Genomic DNA, 19,546 nt, shown 5'->3' with positions numbered 1-19,546 from the left:
AAAAAATTTACGAAAATTTCTGGTTCAGGTCTGTATCACGCCTACATTAAATTGCGACGTAAGCGGTGCCTGATTCGCGGCTTCGATGCCCATCGAAACCATGCGGCGGGTTTGCAGCGGGTCGATGATGCCATCCACCCACAGCCGGGCGGCGGCAAAATAGGGCGAAAGCTGTTCCTGATACCGGTTGGTGATTTCTTCCAGCAGTTGCTTCTCTACCTCGGGCTTGATCTCCTCCCCTTTGGCTTTAAGTCCGGCGACTTTGATCTGCAGGAGCGTTTTGGCCGCCGAGGCCCCACTCATCACCGCCATTTGTGCCGAAGGCCAGGCGTAAATCAAGCGTGGATCGTACGCTTTTCCGCACATGGCGTAGTTGCCCGCACCGTACGAATTGCCCACGATGACCGTGAATTTCGGGACGACCGAGTTGGCCACGGCGTTCACCATTTTCGCCCCGTCTTTGATAATACCGCCCTGTTCGGCGCGGCTCCCGACCATAAAGCCGGTGACGTCCTGTAAAAACAAGAGCGGTATCTTTTTTTGGTTGCAGTTCATAATGAAGCGCGCCGCCTTGTCGGCCGAGTCGGAATAGATGACGCCGCCCATCTGCACTTCGCCCTTGCGGGTCTTGACCACCTTGCGTTGGTTGGCCACAATGCCGATGGCCCAGCCGTCGATGCGGGCCGTTCCGCACAGCAGCGTTTTGCCGTATTCCTGCTTATATTCTTCGAACAGCGAGTCGTCGACCAGCCGTTCGATGATTTCGCGCATGTCGTAGGGCTTCAGTGGATCGGCGGGCAACAGCCCATAAATTTCCTGTGGATCTTTTTTAGGCAGGGCAGGCGCGGTCCGGTTAAACCCGGCACGATCGGGTTCACCGACTTTGCCCATCAGGCTGCGGATGTAGTCCAGACACGACTGATCGTTCTCGAACTTGTAGTCCGTCACACCCGAAATTTCGCAGTGCGTGGTGGCCCCGCCGAGCGTCTCGTTGTCCACGTCCTCGCCAATGGCTGCCTTCACCAGGTACGATCCGGCCAGGAAGATGGAACCTGTCTTGTCGACGATCATGGCTTCGTCGGACATGATCGGCAGGTACGCCCCTCCGGCCACACACGAGCCCATAATGGCGGCAATCTGAATGATGCCCATTGACGAAAGACGCGCGTTGTTGCGGAAGATGCGCCCGAAATGTTCTTTGTCGGGAAACACGTCCTCCTGCAAAGGCAGGAACACGCCTGCGCTGTCGACCAGGTAAATGATCGGCAGGCGATTTTCCATCGCAATTTCCTGGGCACGCAGGTTTTTCTTAGCCGTGATGGGGAACCACGCTCCGGCCTTCACGGTGGCGTCGTTGGCCACCACCATGCAAAGACGCCCCTGCACGTAACCGACACCGGTCACCACCCCGCCCGATGGACACCCCCCAAATTCTTCGTACATGCCTTCGCCCGCAAACGCCCCGATTTCCAGAAAATCGGCTCCTTCGTCGAGCAGATACTCGATCCGCTCCCGGGCCGTCAGTTTTCCTTTGGCGTGATGCGCCTCAATCTTTTTGGTGCCGCCGCCTTTCCACACGCGTTTTTCGTGGTTGCGGAGGCGGAACAACAGCTGCTTGTAAACGTCTTCGTTACGGTTGAATTCCAGGTCCATGAGGTGGGGTTTCGTTCGGTGTTTGGCTACTGCGAAGATAGCCGTTCCTCCTAAAAAAGAACGGGCGGAAGTTTGCCTCCGCCCGTTGTCCAACAATCTTAAAATCTTGCTTAGGGAAGCGTGCCTTCGTAGGTGGTCACTTCCGACTCAGGGGTCGTTTCTTCTTCCTGATCGTCGTCTTTGTCGCTCTTGTCTTTCCGCCCGAAAATCGAGAAATGCACGTACCGCTTCGGGTGTTCGCGCAAGTCGACCAGCAACTCGTCGAGGCTCGACAGCGAAGCATTGAGGTTGTTGTACATCGCTGCGTCGTTGGCCAGTTTGCCCAGCGTACCTTCGCCTTTGTTCACCTTGGCCAACGTGGCGTTCAGGTTCGCGACCGATTGGTTGACGTTCTGCACGGCAGCGGCCAGTTCCATCTGTTGCAACGTGTCGGCTACGGCATTCAGTTTGGTCAGCATCGGACCGATCTGCGCATCGTATTCCGTCAGCGAGCCGGTAAACTGGCTCAGATCACGCGTAATGCCCAGAATATTTTCCCGGTTCTCGGAGAGGGTCAACCGCAGCTGGTTGGTCGACAAACGCGCTTCCCGTAGCATCATGTTCACCGAATCGGCAGTGCCGGAAAAGCCACTGATGATGCCGTTCAGCGTGTTAGACATCTGGTTAAGGTTGTCCATCACCGGCAGGGTTTTCTCCTGCAACAGGTCGACGATGCTCTCGTCGACCGTGCCTGTCAACGTATCTTCCGCATTGAGCGCCACTTTTACGTCGCCGAGTTCGAGGCGGATCATCTTCCCGCCCAGCAGATCGCCGTCGGTCAGCACGGCCCGCGACTCGCGTCCCAGCACAATGTCATCGTCGATGTCGATCGCCACCTGCAGCATGTTGTTCCGCTCGGGCAAGCGCTTGATTTCTTCCACACGTCCTACGGCCAACCCGTTCAGCATCACGGCGTTAGACACCGTCAGGCCGTCTACGTTCTCGTAAAAGGTGTAATACGTTCGGCTGGAGGAGAAGAGGTCCGCTCCCTTCAGGAAGTTGAACCCCAGATAGAGGATGGTCCCTGACACCAAGGTCAGGAGCCCCACCTTAAATTCTTTAGATACCTTCACACAACAGAGATTTAGTCGATATCAATTATACCGGATTTGGGTACGAAAGTTTCAATTCCTTTACAGGAACGCGCGCAAACGTAATTTATTGGTGGAGATTGTGCCGGAAAAGCTGCAGCGACGCGTTACTCGATCGACTCGATGTCTTTCTTGTAATCGCGGAACGCCCGGTAAATGCCGGAGGCAATGTAAACTTGGCCGAGATTATCGTTGAGGTACTTCTCTTCGGTCGGATTGGTCAGAAAGCCCACTTCGACCAACACGGCCGGCATGGCCGATTTCCAGAGGACCCACAGCGAAGCCTGTTTCACCCCCCGGCTGTGGCGCCCGACCCGGTCTTTGAACTGCGTCTCGACGTGGTCGGCAAACAGCAACGAATTTTCCAGGTAGGCCGACTGCATGTTGGCAAAGAAAATATGCGCCAGTGGCGAGTTCGGGTCGAAACCATCGTACTTTTCCAGGTAGTCGCTCTCCTGCAAAATGACCGAGTTCTCGCGCTTCGCCACTTCGAGGTTGCCCGGCACGTTGCTGTTCCCCATCACGAAGCTTTCGGTACCGTAGGCCGCCTTGGGGCCTGAATTGCAGTGGACGGAGATAAACAGATCGGCATCGTTTTTATTGGCGATGGCGGGCCGGTCGCTCAGTTCGATAAACCGGTCGTCTTTTCGGGTGTAGATCACCTTTACGTCCGGCATATTTTCCTGAATGATCCGCCCCAGTTCCAGGGCGATTTTCAGCGCAATGTCTTTTTCGCGGGTTTTGTAGCGACCGGTCCCCAGGTTACCGGGATCGTGCCCGCCGTGGCCGGCGTCGATCACCACCGTTTTTACTTTGAATCGCTTGGAATTGAGCGAGGAGAACGCGCCGGTGCCGATCACCAGGGCTATCGCCATCGTTACAGCAAAGAGTTGCTTCATTGGGAACTGTTACCTGATTGCGTGAACAAACGAGCGGTCATGGCCGGAAGCGTCTTCCACCATGCCTTACGCGGCCAGAGAACAAAGTCCATACCACCTATTGCAAAGATAACGCTTTAGAAGATGTTTTATTGGAATCAGGAAATTTGGCGGTTTGACGTGAATGTGTAACTTTGTCGCCCTTCTGAGCCAGAGCGGCTCATCAAACTGGTCTCGTGGCCGAGTGGCTAGGCAGAGCTCTGCAAAAGCTCGTACAGCGGTTCGAATCCGCTCGAGACCTCCGAAAACCCCTTGTACGCTTCGTATGGGGGGTTTTCTTTTTTTATGGTCTTCTCTGGGTACTGCTTACAACCCTTCCTGCACAGGCGCTGGCAGCTGCGGTCAAAATTCCGTAATGCTACGGCCTCAGAACGCGTAGAAATACGCTTTCCCTCCCTCTCCTGCCGCATTACCTTTGTTTTGTAATCGCCTCGTCGCTGCCTGATCTTTCTTCAGCTACGCCCCACGCAGCCGATTGTACGCACAGATTTTCCGTTTCGCGAACGGTGCTGCTCCGCACCCCTTCCCACCCTTCGTTCCGACCCCCTGGTCCCTCATGTTCCCTTCCCTCACCACTATGAAAACCTCGATCCTTTTGGCACGCATCGGCTTGTACGGTACACTGATGCTGAGTTGCACGCTGGCCAGAGCGCAAAACCTTTTTTTGGGTACGGGGGCAGGCGCCTCCAACACATCCGGTTACTCCAACACGTTTGTGGGGGGCTATGCCGGCAACCGAAATACGACCGGCTACTCAAATACCTTTACCGGCGCGTTTGCAGGCTATCTGAACACCACCGGCCCGCGGAACGTCGCGACGGGCACGTTTGCGGGTTACCTCAATACTACCGGCTCGGACAATACCTTCGTAGGATACTTTGCGGGCTTCCGCTCGGTAGGGACCAGCATTGGCTTGAGCCACAACACATTTGTGGGCAGTTATGCCGGGCAGTACAACACCGAAGGTTTTTACAACACGTTTCTGGGCACCTGGGCGGGCGAAGACAACACGACCGGCGCCTACAATACACTGGTGGGTACCGGAGCAGGCGCGAACACCACAACCGGCCTGAGCAACACGTTTGTGGGCTACTCGGCCGGTGGCAATACCACCACCGCCAACGCCAATGCGTTCGTAGGGAATTTGGCGGGCTTCAACAACACCACCGGTGCCAACAACGCGTATCTCGGCTCAGGGGCGGGCGGCGCGAACCAAACCGGCTCGGGCAACACCTTTCTGGGCGTACTGACCGGCAGTAGCACGAGCCTTGCCAACAGCGCGGCCATCGGCTACCGGGCGCGGGTCACGGCCAGCAACTGCCTGGTGCTGGGTTCCATCAACGGCGTCAACGGGGCCACGGCCAACACCAACGTGGGGATCGGCCTTACGGCTCCTGCCTACCGGTTGCAACTGGGCAGCAATTCGGCGGCCAAGCCCGGTTCGAACGTCTGGACCGTTGCGTCGGATCGTCGCCTGAAAGAGGACATTCGGCCGTTTGAAGACGGGCTGCGCATCATCCAACAAATTCACCCCGTCCGTTACCGCTACAACGGCAAAGCCGGGCTTTCGACCGAAGAAGAATACATCGGCATTATTGCCCAGGAGGTGCAGGAAATTGCGCCCTACATGGTGGGAGCATTTACGCATCAGGACAGTAGCGGCACGCCGGAAACGTACCTCGATTTCGACGGCGGGGCGATGGTGTACCTGCTGATCAATGCCGTGAAGGAACTGAAAGCCGAAGTAGAATCGCTCCGGAGTGAGCTGGGGCTTTCGACCGAAACGGCGACGCAAACCAAGGCGCGGCTGTGGCAGAATTACCCCAATCCGGCAGATGGAAGTACGGTGATCCGCTACCTGATTCCGAACGAAGCCCACCAGGCGAACCTGCGGCTCATTTCCATCACCGGACAGGAAGTACAAAACCTGAAGATTCCGCACCGGGGCGAAGGTGCCGTTACGTTTCGGACGGGGCAGTTTCCGGCCGGCACGTACGTCTATCAACTCGTGATCGACGGCGAAACCATCGACACCAAAAAGCTGGTGCTGGTCCGATAATACGCACAAACAGTGGGTTCTATGCGAAGCGCTACGCCGGGCGAAAGTCTGGCGTAGCGCTCGTTTTTGGTGGCATTACCGCGCCTCGGTGGTGCGGATCGTGTTTTCCGGGTCGACGTAGATGACTTTCTTCTTGGGCGTTTTTTTGTGAGGACCGAAAAAGTCGCGGCGCAGGGCTTCCCGGTAGAGGTCCGTACTGCACAGCCCGATCCGAATCCGCCAGCGCGTCCACTTGCTGAAGGTGCGGTATTCCCAGGCATCTTTGTCGACCACATGCAGCTCGACGCGGCGGTTCAATCCCAATACGGTCGAGTCGTTCGAAATCACCAGGTTACGTCCCTGCGCGACGGTCCGCGTACGCAGGTGCTTTTTGGCAATGCCCTGGTTGCGCAGGTAATCGACCACGGCCTCGGCCCGGTCGGTGGCCAGTTCTTCCGCGTAGTAGGCCGACATGCCTCCTTCGGTATGACCTTCGACAATGACGCGCAGGTCGGGATTTTCCTGCAACCGGGCGACCACCGCATCCAGCTCCTGGTGAAATTCTTCCATCACTCGGGTGTTGTTGCGGGCGAAGTGGACAAAGTGTACCGCTTCGGTTTCAGGTACCAGGGCCTTGGCTTCCAGGGCGGTCTGCTCGTAAAGCGATTGTCCTGGTGCCAGTTCGGTTAAAGACGTCAGGGTATAGTTTTTCTCCATCCGTCCCGCACGCGTAACGGGCAACAACTGGCGCGTGGTGGCGTATCCCTGGGCGGTGACACTGATCTGATACGTTTCGCCAACGACCAGCAGCAGACTGTACGAGCCATCCGATTCCGGAGCAATTTCGCCGATGTCGTCGTCTTCCGGCAGTTGGTAGCTGAGCACCGCCGGCAGTGCAATTCCGGTACGGGCGTCGGTAATTTTGCCGTGAAGTTCCATCATCGCCAGTTCGGTGGCGTGGCCCGGCAGGCAAAAGGTCGCTCCGATCAAAAGTGTAAGCAACGCGACTGCCGTTAGTCTGAATAAGGGAGTGAAAGCATGCATAGTGAAAGAGATTAAAAATTGAACAGCATTTGCAGACCGTGACGCAGTCGTAATTCCGAAAATCAAGGAGCATGCCAATCCTACGCATGTATGATTTATTCAAATTTTACATCAGAATAATCTTATTATTTCTTAAAAAAGCGACTTCCCCGCTTCCAGCAACACCTCGTCTCAAACGCGTAACTTGCAGAAATGGAGGAAGCGGTCTTCAAAATCTACAGTTCGTCGGCAGGGTCCGGAAAAACTTACACCCTCACGAAAGAATACCTCATGCTGGTGCTGCGCGACCCGCAGCGATTCCGAAGTGTGCTGGCCGTGACGTTCACCAACAAAGCCACCGCCGAGATGAAAAACCGCATCGTCTCGACGCTGGCCGACCTGAAAGCGGGTAAACCGACGCCCCTCGGGAAGGAGTTGCAAGCCCAACTCGACTTGTCCGATGAGCAACTCCAACGCAACGCGCAACTGGTGCTCGAATCGATTCTGCACGATTATTCGCACTTCGCCGTCTCGACCATCGACAGTTTTTTCCAGCGGATTCTGCGTTCGTTCGCCTACGAGGCGGCACAAAACGCGAACTACCGGCTGGAGATGGACCAGGGCAAGGTGATCCGCGAACTGACCGACCAACTGCTGCTGGAACTGGGCCAGGACCGCCACCTGATGGAATGGCTGCTGCACTTCGCCGAATCGCGCGTGGACGAGGGGAAAGGCTGGGATTTTCGGCGCGACATTCAGGAATTGGCTCAGGAGATTTTCAAGGAACCTTTCAAGACGTTCGAAGAACGGATGGGCGAACGCCTCCGCGATCGCGATTTTGTGCCCGGCTTTCTGGAGAAAGTGCGGGAGGTACAGCTTTCGTTCGAAACGGAAATGAAGCGGATCGGGCAGGAAGCCCAGGCGTTGCTCGATAGTTACGAACTGACGGTCGAGGACTTTCTGTACGGCAAAAGTGGCGTTGGCGGCTACTTCCTGCGCCTGGCCGCCGGCAAAGATTTCGATCCCAAAGCTCGCGCGCGACAGGCGCTCCTCGACGACAAGTGGCACAAGAAAAAGCATCCCAAAGAACTGGAACTGCTGGCCGTGCTCGACGGCGGCCTGCGCGATCTGCTGGCCGAAGCCATCGACCTGTATGACCAGGAATACCAGCGCTACGCGGCGGCCAGCGAGGTGCTGCGCTACATCTACACGTTCGGGATTTTGTCGGACCTGACGCGGAAGTTGCAGGACTACCGCGATGAGCACAACCTGCTGCTGATCTCGGACGTGACGCGGTTTCTGAACGATATTCTGCGCGATAACGACGCGCACTACATTTACGAAAAGGCGGGCACTGCCTACCGCCACTTCCTGATCGACGAGTTTCAGGATACCTCCGGTTTCCAGTGGGAAAATTTCCGGCCGCTGATCATCAACAGCCTCGCCGAAGGCGAAACCAGCCTGATCGTAGGCGACGTGAAACAGTCGATCTACCGCTGGCGGGGCGGCGACTGGCAACTGCTCCTGCACAAAGTAGAACAAGACGTGCCGCAACACCAGCGCATCAACCTCGACCACAACTGGCGCAGCCTGCCGCTCGTCATCGACTTCAACAACCAGTTTTTCCAGACGGCATCGCGCACGCTGACCGAACACCTCGTCAGTACCATCGGCGAGGCGGAGAGCCTGCCGGACCAGGAGCGGTTGCAACTGCAGGCGGGGCACCTGATCCGGGCGTACGGCGACGTCGCCCAGAAATTCCCGGACCTGAAACGGAACGGACTCACGCAGGAGGGTCACATACAAATCCGGTTTCTGGAACGCCCTACCGGCGCAGAAGCCGACGACGAGGAAGTGCTTACGTGGAAAGAGGCCGCGCTGGAAGCGATGGTCCGCACCATCGAAGACCTGCAACGGCGGGGCTACCGTCCGGCCGACATTGCGCTGCTGGTGCGGAACCGCCGCGAAGGCACCGAGATTGCGCAGTTCCTGTTGCACTACGCCCGCGAACGCGCCCAGCCGGGCATCGACTACGCAGTGATTTCGTCGGAGTCGCTGATGCTGCAAAGCGCCACTACGGTCCGGCTGCTGCTCAGTGCGTTGCAGTGCCTGAAAAATCCGCGCGACCGCATCGCCACGGCGCTGTTGCTGCAAGAGTACAACCGCTACATCCTGGGCGACGAAGCGGCCGACGATCTGTCCGTCTACTACAGCATTCCGCCGGAAGAGGCCGAAGAAGCCGAACTGGAAGCGCTGCTGTACGCCCACCTGCCGCACGAGTTTGTCGAACAACGGGCCTTTCTGAGTCGCCTCGCGTTGTACGAACTGTCTGAGTCGCTGATTCGGATTTTCAGGCTGCACGAGCAACACGAGGAACGGGCCTACCTGCAAGGGTTTCAGGATCTGGTGCTGGACTATAGCCGCACCGAAAAGACCGACATCGCCTCGTTTCTGGACTGGTGGAAGGAAAACGGCCACCGCAAGCCCGTACAGATGCCCGGCGTGCAGAACGCCATGCCCATCCTGACGATCCACAAATCGAAGGGGCTGGAGTACCCGGCCGTGATTATCCCGTTTTGCAGTTGGTCGCTCGACCACAAACACACGCAAACCAACATTCTGTGGGCCGCCACCGAGGCCGAGCCCTTCAATCTGGTGAGCCAGATGCCCATTCGCTACGGCACCAGGCTGCGCCAGACCTGTTACGCCGATGCCTACTACACCGAAATGGTGAGTGCGTACCTGGACAACCTGAATACACTGTATGTCGCCTTCACCCGTGCTCGCGACGCGCTCTACCTCCTGGCCCCTGCCCCGAAAAAAGAGGGCAGCCTCAAAGAAGCCGACGGCCTGTTGTACCGCCTGGCCTCGGAACCGAAGCTCGGCACCTGGGACCCGGAAACGCTCACTTACACGTTGGGGCAACCCACGCAGCGGCAACAGGAAAAGGAACCGACGACGGTACGCACGCTGACGCCCGGCCAGTACCCTACCGGCGCGTGGCGCGACAAATTGATGATCAAATCGGAGGCGGAAGATTTTTTCGAGGACCTTTCGGGTGAAACGCCGGTCAACTGGTCGCATCTGTTGCGCGATCTGCTAAAATCCCTACGCTCGTCGGCCGACCTCGATACGGCGCTGACGCGGCTCTACTTCACCGGAAAAATTACGCTGGAAGAGCAGCACCAACTGGAAGCCAAGGCCAAACGCTTGCTCGGTCAACCCCCGATGCGTGACTGGTTCCGACCCGGCCGACGGGTGAAAACCAACTTCTCGCTACTCAACAAATTCGGGGAGACGCGCCGGATCGACCGGGTGGTGATGGACGGGCAACACGCCATTGTCGTGGAATTTGCGGGCGAAGAGGCGGAAGCCGATCTATCGGGCCGGGGCAAAGCCTATACCTATCCGCTCCGCAACATGGGCTTTGAGCGCATCGAAGGGTACGTCGTTCGCGTCGATACGGGCCGCATCGAACGGGTGGTGTAGCCATTTAATCTTTGCGTAGCGATAGAATTAGCCGTGGGGGCGGCCCCTCCTTCGCTACGGAAGGGGTTTCCTGGCAAACTGTGTAAGAAGCGACAAGCTTCCTTGTGTTCGTAGGTTTCAGCTATAAGCTGAAACCAGTGTATGCTTGACAGAGCACCAGCCCCCATAATTCATGATTAGTGCAGCAACTTACCAGTAGGTGTTCCTACGCAAAGAATTTGCAATCTGCCATTTGCAGTCTGCAATTCACTCCCACTCCGCGCGTAACTCCTGGATGACCGTCGGTGCGCCCCCGTTGTACTGAATGCCGAAGCCGCCCCACGCGCTCTCGGGAATGCCGACGGCAAGGTTGACTTCACGGGCCACCTCGGGCCGGTCGTCGTGTACTTCTGCCTCCGTTTCTGCGTGGGCGATGAGTTTTCCATCCTTCACTTCGAGGGAGATGCGGCAGGGCGTTCGGTAACAGGAGGTCGAAACGGGATCGCTGATTGCTGTAGCCGTTCCTCGCTCATATTTTACCAAGACGGCATCGACCGCATCGTGATACTTGGTGGTCCGGATGAACCGCAGTGCATACCCCGACCGCGTGTTCGCGTCGAACTTGATTAGCACATCCATGTACAGCGGCGCGACGCTGAAGCCCTGCCCGGCCGATTTGTAGGGCGCAACCGTCAGGGTCAATTTCATGTCCTCGTGCGCCTCGTCGGTCGGCGTGTAGAACAAGCTGGCGCTGCGACCCTGCCCCAGCCCCCGGACGCCGGCCGCGCCATCCTGCCCTTCGCCGTACCACCAGGCGTCGCGCTCCTGATTCGGGTTTTCGCCGGTCGTATCGAAGTGGCACAACGTCCAGAAACCGGGAATGACCTCAGGCTGGTTTTGCGTAGGGAGGTGTTGGAAATCGGTGGCTACTACATTGTGGTCAGCTGTGACTTGCTTAGCGGTAATGGGCTTCTTCGTGATTATTTCCACTGGCGCTCCGGCATGGCTGCGGAGGTGTTGCGGCGCAACGGCCACTTTCAGGAAATAGCCCACATCGCCCGGCATGAGCTCATACTGCCGCAACGGCTGGTCGAACCGCGACACCGCCACCGGAATGGGGTCACTGCCCTGCGCGTCAGTGCAGCGGTACCACGTCACCTGCGATCGATCCTCGAACGGCGTGTCAAGGCGGTAGTCGACCGCAAGCTGACCGTTGCTGACGCGGCTGAATCGGGGCGATGTGCGAAAAGCGGGCGCGGCCAACACGGGCGGTGCAACCGTCACCACACTTGCAGCCTCCAGCCCCGCCGGCGTCGCGGCCATCACCAGTACCTGCCGGGGCGCGTCTTCCTGATTCGTGGGAATTACCTCGCAGGTCTGTCCGTCCGCCCCCACGCGCAGCTGTACAAAGGCAGCATCTTCGGGAGCGACGCGCCACGCGATGGTTTCGCCGGTCGCGTCGTAGTTGCCGAACCGCATCGCCCGGGCGGTCAACAGTACCTTGTCTTTTCCGGTTTCGAGCGAGGCTTCGGCGGGTGCAAGCAGAAGTTGTACGGGGAGTTGGGTCAGCGGTTTGCCCTCAGCCTGTTCGGCCGCCTGCACCCTTGCTTTCTGCTGCATCGGGTCCCAGTCGTCGATCCCGCGCAGCAGGTTGTAAATGTTGTACACCACCGCGCCGTCGTGGGTGAACCGATAGGCACGGAGCAACGCCTGCTCACGCATGTCGACCGTGTTCGACGGATGCTCAGGGTCGATCTGTACCGGCTTTCCGTTCAGGGAAACCTGGGACTGGTAGTTCCGCGCTTGCGGGGGTGGCTCGTCCTGCCAGCCCAGATACGTCATGCCGTCGGCGGTGATGCGCGTATCGACAACCGCCACCTGCCCTCTCGCCTTGGTGAAATATTGCGGCCCGCGCGTAAACGACCGGATGTCGCAGTTGAGAAATACCGCGCCCGTGCCGGTGGTCCAGTAAAACGGTTTGGAGCTGTAAAAATCCAGCGTGCTGTTGAGGTAGACGCCCGTGCCGCACAGCGCATCGTCGGTCGATTCGAAGTGGCACCGGTCGAACAGCACCCGCTTCCCTCCTACAAACGGGCAGAGGTTGAGGCGGCTGATGAAGCGAGTGTTACGCGCCACGATTTTGTCGCCGTTGCAGTGAATCAACTGCGCCTGCACGATGGCCGAGGCGCGCTTTTCACGGTTCAGGGAAGGCTTGAGGGGAAACTCCAGATCGACGTTGCAGTAATTGCCGAACGTCACATTTTCAGAACTCGTACCCTGCCCGATGAACTTGAAAAGCGTGAAATTTCCCTTCGCCCCGATGGTCTGACCACGGTTGGCCGCCAGCACCACGTTCCGCGGATCATCGGTCAGCCCCTCGAATCGCAACCATTCGCACGCGACGATCAGCCCGTAGGGCGTTCTCCCCTCCTGCGGCACGCGAATGGCCGGATCGTCCGGATCATCGATCCAGTAAACGTAAGGGGCCAGATAGAGCGTCATCGGCGATACTTCCGTTCCGTCCGTCAGGTGTTCGACTGCCTCGTTAACCGAATTGAATACGAAGGGATATGAGGCTGCTTCTGCGTCGCTCAGTTGCCCATCGATAAAAAATGAAGTAGGGCCGAGCGAGATCGTGTCTGTCTGGTAGACCACGTAGCTCCCGCCGAACTGGATGGGATGTTCCGGATCGAGCGATGAGTAGCGAGTCGGCTGTGCGACACACGTCAATCCGATAAAGAAGAGAATGCAAAAGAAAAAGTAGTGTTGCATGGGGAGGTAGGATGTCTACTTACGTAGAGACCTCTCCCCTCAAGAACTACCCACCGACAGATCGGAGATTCCTGGTAGCGCGTCCTCAGTTCTCCTGCTCAAAGGGTTTCTGGATCATCTCCTCGGCAATTTCCTTGTCTTCAGCATCGGCAACGGGCGTGTCCTGTTCCTGCTCCCGCTCGGGTTGGAGGCACAGCGAAATCAAGATGGGGTAATGGTCGGAACCGTATTTACGCAGGCGCTCCATGCGGATCAGCGTGAACTTGGGGGAGTAGAAGACGTGATCGAGCGGGTAGCGAAAAAACGGAATGTGTGCGTTGTAGGTATTAAAAAAGCCGCGCCCTACCCGGGGGTCCACCATGTGGCTGATCTTCTGAAACAGTTTCGTGGTGAACGACCAGGCCACGTCGTTCAGGTCGCCGGTCACGATGGTCGGCACGTCCGATTTTCGGGATTTTTTAGCGACGATCAGCAACTCGGCATCCCGGTCGTCGGTGTTCGAGCCGATTTCCGGCGGTTGCGGATGCACGCAATACAACTCGAACCGAGCTTTGTTGGGCAGTTCCACAAACGTGTGAATGGAAGGCACCTCGTCATCAACCAGGTAGTTGATCGTCGGATCGATCAGCGGCAACTTGGAATAAAGAATCATGCCGTAGGTGTTATCCAGCGGATTCTTCACGCAAAACGGGTAACGGTCGTCCAGCTCCTGAATGCGGTCGGCCCACCACTGGTTCGGCTCATTGACGACCAGAATGTCAGGATCGACCTCTTTGGCGAGTTCGACAAACGCTTCTGTCTCTTTGTTTTCCATCCGCACGTTGGCTTCCACCAGTGTGAAAGAGCATTCGTCGTCAGGGTGTTTGGCACTGGTGGCCTGTTTCGGATAAAAGGGCGTGAACGGCGCGATCATGACGCCCTGGTAGATCATGGCAGCGGCCAGCAGCACGGTGAAAACCACCGGCGCGGCCCCGTCGAATTGCAGGTACCACAGGTTGAAGCCCAGCAGGATGGCGCTGAACAGAAAGATCTGTGCACGCGGAAAATCCCAGACGCGCACCCACCAGAAATCGGTTCTGAAAAGCGGCAGGACCGAGATGAGCAGAAAGAGTCCGCTCAGGAAGAAAAGTAAATATTCCATGAATAGACAGAAACGATGTGTGGTGAATACCTGTGGGAACGCACAGCGCACGAACGGTGGTTTTACGCCAGAAGCCGCCGCGCTGCTGTCTCGTCTTTGACCAACTGGTCCCGCAGGGAAGCCAGACTTTCGAACTTCTGCTCAAAGCGAATCAGGTCTACCACACCGACCACCAGTCGCTGTCCGTACAGTTCTTCATGAAAGTCAAACAGATGCACTTCGATTCTACGCTCGCTGGCCGCTGAAGCTACGGTAGGGCGCAACCCGATGTTCATCATGCCTCCCCACGGATAAGGAGTCGGTTCAGCAACCCACTTCTGTACCCGTACTGCATATACGCCATTGGCGGGAATGAGTTTGTACTTTTCAGGAATATAGAGGTTTGCCGTAGGAAAATCAATCTGCCGCCCGCGTTGGTCGCCGGGCACAACCTCGCCTGTCAGTGTATACGGTTCGCCCAGAAACTCGTTGGCAATGTGCACGTTACCTTCCTGCAAGGCATGGCGTATTTTGGTAGAACTGATGCCCACATCGTCGATTTCCTGACGCGGAATTTCTTCGACCGTGAAGCCGTAGGTGGGGGCAAATTCTTTCAGGTGCTCGAAGCTCCCCTCCCGGTTGCGGCCAAACCGGTGGTCGTAGCCGATAACCAGCTTGCGCGTGCCGATGGTGTCGACCAGAATGCGCCGGATAAATTGCTCGGAAGTCAGTTGCGAGAACTCCTTCGTAAACGGCATGATGAGCAGGTGATCGACGCCGTATTTTTCCAAGAGGCGGATTTTCTCGTCGATGGTCGAGAGGAGTTGCAGGTCGTGCTGTTCCGGATGCAACACCAACCGCGGATGAGGCCAGTAGGTAATCAGCACCGTTTCGCCGCCTTCAGCATCGGCAATTTCCCGCAGGCGGGAGAGTATTTTCTGATGGCCGATGTGGACACCGTCGAACGTACCACTGGTAACAACGGCGCAGGAAAGCTTCTGAAATTGTTCGGGACCGTGATAAACCTTCATCCGAGCTGTAAATCGACCTTAAAAGTAGAAAAACGAGTTGGCACTTGGCCGTAACTTTTACAATCGCTCCTCGCCGGAGTTAGAAGCTGCGTCGTCGGCCGCACGGCGCGCGTCGTGCAGGGCCTTCTCTTCCTGCACAAACACGTCGATGGTGCGCGCGGCGTCCACGTGAAAGTCGCCAATGCGGGTGCGGCGCAGGCCCGTCAGGTGTGCTCCTACGCCCAGTGCCTGCCCGAAATCGTGCGCAAGGCTGCGGATGTAGGTCCCTTTGGAACAGACCACCCGAAACCGCACGCGCGGCATGTCGATGGCGGTAATTTCGAATACATCGATGGTCACGGGCCGAGGTTTGATTTCGACGTCTTCGCCGCGGCGGGCCAGTTTATAAAGGCGCTCGCCATCCACCCGAATGGCCGAGAAAATGGGAGGACGCTGCTGGATGTGGCCGACAAAAGCCCCGGTCGCCGCACGGATGGTGGCTTCGTCCAAATGCGACGGATCGCACTCTTCCTGCACCGGTGCTTCGGAGTCGTACGAGGCCGTCACCTGCCCCAGGGTCAGCTCCCCTTCGTACTCCTTCTCCTGCGCCTGAAAACGGTCGATCTGTTTGGTCATGGGCCCGGTGCAGAGGATGAGCAACCCGGTGGCCATCGGGTCGAGCGTCCCGGCATGGCCCACTTTGACGCGCTTCCCCTTGCGCACGCGGAGGGTGTTCCGCACTTTCTTCACCACGTCGAACGAGGACCACCCGAGCGGTTTGTCGATTAAAACCACCCGGCCTTCTTCCGCAGGTTCCGTCATGCTAGGATCAGATTTGTAAATCGACGCCGGCGGCCAGCAGCCCCAAAATCAACAGCCCCAGCACAATGCGGTAGTAGCCGAATACCTTGAAGCCGTGACGCGTCAAATAATCAATGAAAAAACGAATGGCCAGCATGGCGACGACAAAGCCCACCAGATTGCCCAGGAGCAGGATCGGCAGGTTGTCGACCGAAAGCGCCTCGTGGTCTTTCAGCAGTTTGTAGCCCGACGCGGCCGCCATGGTCGGCACCGCCAGGAAGAACGAAAACTCGGCGGCGGCTTTCCGGCTCAGGCCCTGCGCCTGCCCTCCGATGATGGTCGCGGCCGAACGCGATACGCCCGGAATCATCGCCAGACACTGGAAGAAGCCAATGACCAACGCCTTCGGGTAAGGAACGTGGCTGCTGTCGTCGTCTCCACCCTGAAAGACCCGGTCGATAAAGATCAGCACGATACCGCCCAGCAGCAGGGAGATCGCCACCACGACTACGTTTTCGAGCAATGCATCGATAAAGTCACTCAGCAACAGGCCGATTACCGCGGCGGGCAGAAATGCCACAAACAGCCGGTAGTAAAAGTCGATCGAACGGAAAAACCGACGGTAGTAGAGAATGATAACCGACAGGATGGTGCCGAATTGGATGTTGACCTCAAAGATTTTGGTAAACTCGTTCTCGTTAAGGCCCATCAGGGTCGAGACGATGATCATGTGACCGGTCGACGAAACGGGCAGAAATTCCGTCAACCCTTCTACAATGGCCAGAATGATCGCTTGTAGAACGCTCATTCGGCCGGCTTATCTTTCACAAGGATGGCAAAAAAACCGAGGGCAAAGCCGATCACCAGCAGAAGCGGGCCGAGGGTCAGGCCCAGAAAGCCAAACCCATAGGTTTCGGTATCGAGCGACATGAGGATAAACCCGAGCATGAGCGCACCAATGGTGGCCAGCATCAGGAGGTAATTTTTCCGGCCAAACGCCAGCTTGTTACGATCTTCCATGCAAGTGAAAAGCGAACCGAAGAAAATTTTTGAGGTTTAGTAAAGCTCGTCGAGCGACATACGCAGGTAGCGGCGAACGGAGGCATACGCACTGAAAAAGCCGATCAGCCCACCAATCAGCAACAAAGATAGGCAAAGCCCCCAAAACAGTTCATCCTGCCGCAAGGTTTCCAGTTCGGGAATCTGCCGGTAGGCCCATTCTAAAAGTAAGTAAATCAACCCGGAAGCGACAATTCCGCTGAGCACGCCCTGCCAGATGGCCCGCCACAGGAACGGCCGTTGGATAAACCAGGAAGTGGCCCCGACCAGTTGCATGCTGCGGACCAGGAACCGCTGCGAGAAAAGCGCCAGCTTGATGGTGTTGTTGATCAGCACCACCACCGTCAGTACCAACACCAGCGCCAACGTGAGCAGCACGAGGCTGATCTGGGTGATGTTCCGGTTGATGTTGCTCACCACACTTTCGATGTAGAACACTTCGAACACCGAAGGCATGTCTTCCAGCTCAGTTTTGATCTGTTGCATGGCCTCGCTGGTGGCGTAATCGCTCTGCACCCGCATGATGAACGCATCGCGCAGCGGGTTGCTGCCCAGCAGCTGCGTAAAGTTGCTGTCGACGCCCTGAATTTCGCGCGAAAGCTCTTCGGCCGCCTGTTCTTTAGAAATAAACTCGATTTGAGGCTCCTGCCCTTCCTTGGCGACGTAGGGCCGTTCGGCCAGGGCTTTGTAAAACGAGATGCGTTCGTTTTCAGTGACCTCACGGTTCAGGTAGATCTGCATGCGGATTCCTCCACGCACCACCTGCGACAGGCGATTGGCGTGAAGCAATACTTCCCCGAACAATCCGATGACGAACAGCGCCATCGTGATGCTGAACATAACGGAGAAGTAAGGATAACTACCGTGGCGTTTGCGACGGCGCGTGACGGCGGTTGCTGGCATCAGGCAAAAGTAGAAGATCGATCCGGGATTGGAAAGCACGCCCCGGCCTCAAAAAAAGAACGTCCGCAAGCTTGGGGGAGCTTGCGGACGTATGTACTCAGGTGGTTTGGTCTGAGATTCGTCAACGGGTACGCAGCACTTCCAGCCGATCGACCATGTTGGTGTCGGTCACGACGACTTCGCGCAAGTCAGTCGGGCGGCGGGTGCCGTCTTTCAGAGCGTAATACTGATTTTGATAGTAGAGATACAGATCGCTACCGCGATCGCTCCGCAATTCGAGCAGTTTGTAAGGGCTCGCGTCGAATTTTCCGTACAGGCGCAACTGGTCGCGGTCGTAGCGGTAATGGAAATCGTAACGGCTGTCGGTGAGCTGTTCGGTTTTCAGGCGTGCCAGCAGCGAACCGGCCCGTTCAGCCGCAAAAATTTCCGTTTCGGCTTTCATGTCTGCTTCACGCAGGGACGAAGCCGGTGCTGCGGCCATCGCGTCCGGATCGGGCAGTGTCGGTTCCTGGATCTGTTGTGTCGGCGTCACCGCCGTTGTGGGAAGCTGCTCTTCCGCAGTGCGTGAGGCCGGTGCAGTCGCTTCTGCAACGTTGGCCGGTACCGTGTGGGGTACGGCGGCCGGCGCCTCGTCAGCCGTGGTCGGTTGGCGTTCCGGCGCGGCGGCGTTGTGTTCCGCTCCGTTTCCTTCGGCAGGGGCATTGTCCAGCGTCGGCGCGGGAGCCGTTTCGGCTACTGTGGGTTGCGGCACCGCGGGGGTGTGGGTCGCTTCTGAATAAAGCCACATCCCGCCTACCAATACCAGGGCCGCACCCGACGACCAGACGGCGGCTTTCATGCCAGTGCTCGCCGAAGCCCACCATCCTGCCGGGGGCACCGGCAAGGCGTCGAGGCGTGCCTTCAGTTGCAGACGTCGCTGCTCCTGCAATCCCCCGATGATGTCACGTTGCAGCGTTACCTCCTGAGCCACCAGCGGGTCGCGCCCGGCCAGCTGCTCCAGGGCCTTGGTCTCTTCTGCGGAAAGGTCGCCCGCGAGATAACGCTCAATTTGTTCAGATACGTCCATACACTTATGCCTAATCCAAGAAATCCGTTGCCTTAAACTGAGCCTTCACAATCCGGTCCAGCTCCTTTTTACACTTGTACTTTTTCGATTTTGCCGTATCGGCATTGGCGAATCCCAACCGATCGGCGATGTCCTGCATGGAGAGCCGATCGAAATAATGATAGGTCAATACTTTACGACACGTCTCTCCCAACGACTCAATGCTCCGGGTGATGATCTCGATCCGTTCGCGACGTTCCAGATCCTCGTGAGCGTGATCGGCTCCCTCCCGCATCTCGCCACTCATCCGAAGCTTCCGATCCAGTTCCTTGCGCCACAGATTCAGACAAACGCTGTAGAGGAATGTGCTGATCTTGGAAGTGAGCTCGAACGTCGGATCGTGCGCCTTTTGCCAGAAAACAATCAAAGCATCCTGAAAAATATCTTTGGCCTCATCTTCTGAACCGCTGTTGTTGGTGACGAGCCGGACCATCATCCGGTAATGCTTCCGGTAGAGGTAATCCAGGGCACTTTCGTCGCCGCTTTTGATGCGTTCCAGAACCTCCCGGTCTTTCATGCGCTCTGG

Annotated in this window: 15 protein-coding genes and 1 tRNA gene; 3 read left to right on the top strand and 13 right to left on the bottom strand. The window is 57.4% G+C overall.

Going from position 1 to position 19,546, the window contains the following annotated elements:
- Positions 1 to 24: 24 nt before the first annotated feature.
- The 3 genes from BLR44_RS04895 to BLR44_RS04885 all read right to left on the bottom strand — a co-directional run bounded on the left by BLR44_RS04895 (position 25) and on the right by BLR44_RS04885 (position 3,658).
- Positions 25 to 1,653 (bottom strand): acyl-CoA carboxylase subunit beta, encoded by a 1,629-nt coding sequence (locus BLR44_RS04895; RefSeq protein ID WP_089679845.1) that lies wholly within the window; start codon positions 1,651 to 1,653, stop codon positions 25 to 27.
- Between the two features lie 110 nt (positions 1,654 to 1,763).
- Positions 1,764 to 2,765, bottom strand: coding sequence for an MlaD family protein (locus tag BLR44_RS04890; RefSeq protein WP_089679843.1), 1,002 nt, complete (start codon positions 2,763 to 2,765; stop codon positions 1,764 to 1,766).
- Between the two features lie 125 nt (positions 2,766 to 2,890).
- A complete protein-coding gene (locus BLR44_RS04885) occupies positions 2,891 to 3,658 on the bottom strand; it encodes an N-acetylmuramoyl-L-alanine amidase family protein (RefSeq protein WP_245705976.1) in 768 nt (255 codons plus the stop codon).
- 233 nt (positions 3,659 to 3,891) lie between these two features.
- Between BLR44_RS04885 and BLR44_RS04880 the strand changes: the two genes are divergently transcribed.
- Positions 3,892 to 3,962: transfer RNA gene (locus BLR44_RS04880), tRNA-Cys, on the top strand.
- Positions 3,963 to 4,298: 336 nt separating this feature from the next.
- The gene (locus tag BLR44_RS04875; protein ID WP_176955899.1) at positions 4,299 to 5,780 is read left to right on the top strand and encodes a tail fiber domain-containing protein; all 1,482 of its coding nucleotides are present in this window, start codon (positions 4,299 to 4,301) and stop codon (positions 5,778 to 5,780) included.
- Between the two features lie 75 nt (positions 5,781 to 5,855).
- Here the strand turns inward: BLR44_RS04875 and BLR44_RS04870 are convergent, their stop codons facing one another.
- Positions 5,856 to 6,761 (bottom strand): OmpA family protein, encoded by a 906-nt coding sequence (locus tag BLR44_RS04870; protein WP_218127014.1) that lies wholly within the window; start codon positions 6,759 to 6,761, stop codon positions 5,856 to 5,858.
- 234 nt (positions 6,762 to 6,995) lie between these two features.
- Between BLR44_RS04870 and BLR44_RS04865 the strand changes: the two genes are divergently transcribed.
- On the top strand, positions 6,996 to 10,271 hold the full coding sequence (locus tag BLR44_RS04865; RefSeq protein ID WP_089679835.1) for a UvrD-helicase domain-containing protein: 3,276 nt from the start codon (positions 6,996 to 6,998) through the stop codon (positions 10,269 to 10,271).
- A gap of 246 nt (positions 10,272 to 10,517) precedes the next feature.
- Here the strand turns inward: BLR44_RS04865 and BLR44_RS04860 are convergent, their stop codons facing one another.
- The 9 genes from BLR44_RS04860 to BLR44_RS04820 form a co-directional block, all read right to left on the bottom strand.
- Positions 10,518 to 13,022, bottom strand: a complete 2,505-nt coding sequence (locus tag BLR44_RS04860; protein WP_089679833.1) for a pectinesterase — start codon at positions 13,020 to 13,022, stop codon at positions 10,518 to 10,520.
- A gap of 85 nt (positions 13,023 to 13,107) precedes the next feature.
- The gene (locus BLR44_RS04855) at positions 13,108 to 14,163 is read right to left on the bottom strand and encodes an endonuclease/exonuclease/phosphatase family protein (protein WP_089679831.1); all 1,056 of its coding nucleotides are present in this window, start codon (positions 14,161 to 14,163) and stop codon (positions 13,108 to 13,110) included.
- Between the two features lie 62 nt (positions 14,164 to 14,225).
- On the bottom strand, positions 14,226 to 15,173 hold the full coding sequence (locus tag BLR44_RS04850) for a bifunctional riboflavin kinase/FAD synthetase (RefSeq protein WP_089679830.1): 948 nt from the start codon (positions 15,171 to 15,173) through the stop codon (positions 14,226 to 14,228).
- Between the two features lie 57 nt (positions 15,174 to 15,230).
- Positions 15,231 to 15,974, bottom strand: a complete 744-nt coding sequence (gene truB / locus BLR44_RS04845) for a tRNA pseudouridine(55) synthase TruB (protein ID WP_089679828.1) — start codon at positions 15,972 to 15,974, stop codon at positions 15,231 to 15,233.
- A gap of 7 nt (positions 15,975 to 15,981) precedes the next feature.
- Entirely contained in the window at positions 15,982 to 16,761 is a 780-nt protein-coding gene (locus BLR44_RS04840) for an undecaprenyl-diphosphate phosphatase (RefSeq protein WP_089679825.1), read from the bottom strand.
- On the bottom strand, positions 16,758 to 16,973 hold the full coding sequence (locus BLR44_RS04835; protein ID WP_089679823.1) for a DUF3098 domain-containing protein: 216 nt from the start codon (positions 16,971 to 16,973) through the stop codon (positions 16,758 to 16,760). The genes BLR44_RS04840 and BLR44_RS04835 overlap by 4 nt, the downstream gene beginning before the upstream one ends.
- Before the next feature lie 36 nt (positions 16,974 to 17,009).
- A complete protein-coding gene (locus BLR44_RS04830) occupies positions 17,010 to 17,915 on the bottom strand; it encodes a cell division protein FtsX (protein ID WP_089680752.1) in 906 nt (301 codons plus the stop codon).
- Between the two features lie 121 nt (positions 17,916 to 18,036).
- The gene (locus BLR44_RS04825; RefSeq protein WP_089679821.1) at positions 18,037 to 18,981 is read right to left on the bottom strand and encodes a ribonuclease E domain-containing protein; all 945 of its coding nucleotides are present in this window, start codon (positions 18,979 to 18,981) and stop codon (positions 18,037 to 18,039) included.
- Between the two features lie 10 nt (positions 18,982 to 18,991).
- The gene (locus BLR44_RS04820; RefSeq protein ID WP_089679819.1) at positions 18,992 to 19,537 is read right to left on the bottom strand and encodes an RNA polymerase sigma factor; all 546 of its coding nucleotides are present in this window, start codon (positions 19,535 to 19,537) and stop codon (positions 18,992 to 18,994) included.
- Between the last annotated feature and the right edge of the window lie 9 nt (positions 19,538 to 19,546).

It is taken from the genome of Catalinimonas alkaloidigena (assembly GCF_900100765.1).
Lineage (GTDB): Bacteria > Bacteroidota > Bacteroidia > Cytophagales > Flexibacteraceae > Mooreia > Mooreia alkaloidigena.
The sequence above is the reverse complement of the archived record's forward strand: the minus strand, read 5'-3'. Positions and strand labels throughout refer to the sequence as shown.

What these genes read in the sequence shown, in the direction of transcription:
- BLR44_RS04830 (WP_089680752.1), bottom strand. Translation starts at nt 17,915, where the DNA reads ATGCCAGCAACCGCCGTCACGCGCCGTCGCAAACGCCACGGTAGTTAT.
- BLR44_RS04835 (WP_089679823.1), bottom strand. Translation starts at nt 16,973, where the DNA reads ATGGAAGATCGTAACAAGCTGGCGTTTGGCCGGAAAAATTACCTCCTG.
- BLR44_RS04885 (WP_245705976.1), bottom strand. Translation starts at nt 3,658, where the DNA reads ATGGCGATAGCCCTGGTGATCGGCACCGGCGCGTTCTCCTCGCTCAAT.
- BLR44_RS04865 (WP_089679835.1), top strand. Translation starts at nt 6,996, where the DNA reads ATGGAGGAAGCGGTCTTCAAAATCTACAGTTCGTCGGCAGGGTCCGGA.
- BLR44_RS04875 (WP_176955899.1), top strand. Translation starts at nt 4,299, where the DNA reads ATGAAAACCTCGATCCTTTTGGCACGCATCGGCTTGTACGGTACACTG.
- BLR44_RS04860 (WP_089679833.1), bottom strand. Translation starts at nt 13,022, where the DNA reads ATGCAACACTACTTTTTCTTTTGCATTCTCTTCTTTATCGGATTGACG.
- BLR44_RS04820 (WP_089679819.1), bottom strand. Translation starts at nt 19,537, where the DNA reads ATGAAAGACCGGGAGGTTCTGGAACGCATCAAAAGCGGCGACGAAAGT.
- BLR44_RS04825 (WP_089679821.1), bottom strand. Translation starts at nt 18,981, where the DNA reads ATGGACGTATCTGAACAAATTGAGCGTTATCTCGCGGGCGACCTTTCC.
- BLR44_RS04850 (WP_089679830.1), bottom strand. Translation starts at nt 15,173, where the DNA reads ATGAAGGTTTATCACGGTCCCGAACAATTTCAGAAGCTTTCCTGCGCC.
- truB (WP_089679828.1), bottom strand. Translation starts at nt 15,974, where the DNA reads ATGACGGAACCTGCGGAAGAAGGCCGGGTGGTTTTAATCGACAAACCG.
- BLR44_RS04840 (WP_089679825.1), bottom strand. Translation starts at nt 16,761, where the DNA reads ATGAGCGTTCTACAAGCGATCATTCTGGCCATTGTAGAAGGGTTGACG.
- BLR44_RS04855 (WP_089679831.1), bottom strand. Translation starts at nt 14,163, where the DNA reads ATGGAATATTTACTTTTCTTCCTGAGCGGACTCTTTCTGCTCATCTCG.
- BLR44_RS04895 (WP_089679845.1), bottom strand. Translation starts at nt 1,653, where the DNA reads ATGGACCTGGAATTCAACCGTAACGAAGACGTTTACAAGCAGCTGTTG.